We start from the raw sequence: 2,293 nt of genomic DNA on the forward strand, positions 1-2,293 counted from the left end.
TTCCAATAATTTCACATGGTAAGTTTTAATGTATAAAAATCAATTCATTGAAGCATTCGACACCACAAAATCTTTAGGCTTGGAAACAGGCTCCATCACCTTAGATTCTCCTCTTTTAGATCAAGATACTCGCTCTAGTATTTATTCGATTATCCAACAACACCTAGGGCAATTTAGTCCAGAAGAAGTCTCTCAAAAATGCTTTTGGGTGACATCACTGTTGAAGAATGAACTTGAGAAGCACTTAGGTGTCACTTTTTATTATACGCTTGGTTATGTCTTACTCGAAGGTAAGCCAGTGTTTCACACTGACCTTGATACGCTGAAAAGTTACATGGGCAAGGAAGATACTGATTTTAACCCATCGGTAAATCTTCATGCTTGGCTGACTGCACCTAGTGGTGAAATCATCGATGCGGCCTTATTTACAACTATTAGTGTTGTTAAAAATCAACCCGAATTTATGGGTGGAGTAATTGCCTCCACTAACGAATCCCTCACTGATTTAAGCTACCACCCTCAACTTATTGGTCAAAGCTACCTTAAAGAATGTGGTTTTATGGTTGATTTCGAATTGTGGGAGTTTTCTTAATTTTTGGCTTTAGTCGCTCCGCACTTCGCTCCCACGCTTGGCGCCGCTCTGCGAGCGCGGGGCGTTGGTGCGGAGGGCGCAAGCCACATACTTTAATAGTGGCTAAATTTGTGAGAATTGTCACAGGCTGGGATGAGTAAACCCAATAAATAGGATATGAATGAGTATTTACTCTGTCTGATAATGGGGCATTTCTGAAATAAAAGTGCCCGCCAGAAAGGTTCTGGACAGAATGAGTTGAAAAATTAGATTTTATCAACTCATTATCATTAGATAAAATCATGATGAAACCATAAATGCTTGTTAGCAAAAATCAACGTATATTCAGGTACTTCCTATATGCAATGTGTACAGACCATGTAATTTTACCTTCTCTATTTTGGTTAGTTCTGAACAGGTCTGGATCATCACAATAATGAGTAAAATATCTACCACAATCACTTTTTTTTGAGATTAAACCCAGCTTATATACGAAAGCGCCAAGATCTTCTGCATCTTTATATTTAACACCATCAATAATAGGAATATCACTTATTTCTCGACCACGAATAAAGTTCGTTTCAAACAAATCAACCAACTCGTGAAACGTATACTCTTTTTGCTTTGCTCTAAAACAATCAATTAAATTATTAAGTTCTTCAAATTGGTGTTTATGTTCTTTAATCAAGTCACTTTTTCGGTTTTTACCAAATTCACTCATTATTTCATCTATATGATTAAGGTATACCCTCTTTCCTTGTGAGTTCGCCCTTTTAGCTTGTTTCGCTGACATTCTACACAATTGTCCCATCCAGCGCGGACGTTTATTAGAGAAAGATGAAATTGCGTCGAATATTGATGCTTCTTCATTGTTCATCCAACTAATAGGGTGCTCAAATACTAATTGAAATAGCTTATTGTAGTCTCTTGTATACTTATATTTAGCTTCTGGACTATTTGGATGTTCCCGCTTTACATAAGATAATATTTTGTTGGACAACATATCTCTCAAGTGTCTATTAGTCCACACTATTTCAATAATATACTGTTCCCATTTATCTAAGTCTTCAAGGTGCCTAAGGTTTTGCCAAACATCAGATCTAACAGTAGCTCTAATATTCAATTTTTTCATATCGAAAGCTAAAGAGCGAACTGCACTGAAAAACGACCCTACTCTTGCTTGATACTCTTCAGTATCAACATATTTAGCGTCAATATCATCAATAAGCAACCATACCGATGAATCTTTATGCTTGTTTTGATAATTAGATAACACAGACTCTAAGTTTTCTGGAATGTTATCTTTCATCTCTGTATTAATAACAGGAATCTTACCTTTGATTCGAGATAATATGCCGCCAATAAAGTTCTTATTTTTTAAACCATCAAGCTCTGCAACCTCTACCATTGAAATTGAGTTACTTGAAGCTGCAAAGCCAATAGTATTTCCAATTTCAATGATAACTTTTCTGCATATAATACGCTTCCAGTAGTTTTCAAGATATGCTTGATCTTGACCACGAAAGTCACCTAAACCAAGTAATTCATTACCTGTAACCCTTACAACTATCGGATTATCGTATTCATCATTATGCCTCAATTCATAATCTAATTTAGATAAAAGAGCAGATTTCCCCATTCCTTTTCGAGCACTTGCAACACATAACTTATTATCTTGATCATAAAAATCATCAAAATCTTCATGATCAATATAATAGGAAT

Annotated in this window: 2 protein-coding genes; one reads left to right on the forward strand and one right to left on the reverse strand. The window is 35.6% G+C overall.

Annotated features, from left to right (window positions below; all coding sequences use genetic code 11):
* Nucleotides 1-28 precede the first annotated feature (28 nt).
* Nucleotides 29-592 (forward strand): hypothetical protein, encoded by a 564-nt coding sequence (locus AACU59_RS05215; protein WP_161437776.1) that lies wholly within the window; start codon nt 29-31, stop codon nt 590-592.
* A 313-nt stretch (nt 593-905) separates the two neighbouring features.
* Here AACU59_RS05215 and AACU59_RS05220 read toward each other — a convergent pair.
* Nucleotides 906-2,293: P-loop ATPase, Sll1717 family (locus AACU59_RS05220; protein ID WP_161437777.1), on the reverse strand; the 1,388-nt coding region annotated here is incomplete at its 5' end.

Source organism: Vibrio sp. V23_P3S9T160, assembly GCF_963886625.1.
GTDB classification, from domain to species: domain Bacteria; phylum Pseudomonadota; class Gammaproteobacteria; order Enterobacterales; family Vibrionaceae; genus Vibrio; species Vibrio anguillarum.

Bases quoted from the DNA above. Each gene is read 5' to 3' on its own strand.
- AACU59_RS05215 (WP_161437776.1), top strand. From the start codon at position 29: ATGTATAAAAATCAATTCATTGAAGCATTCGACACCACAAAATCTTTA.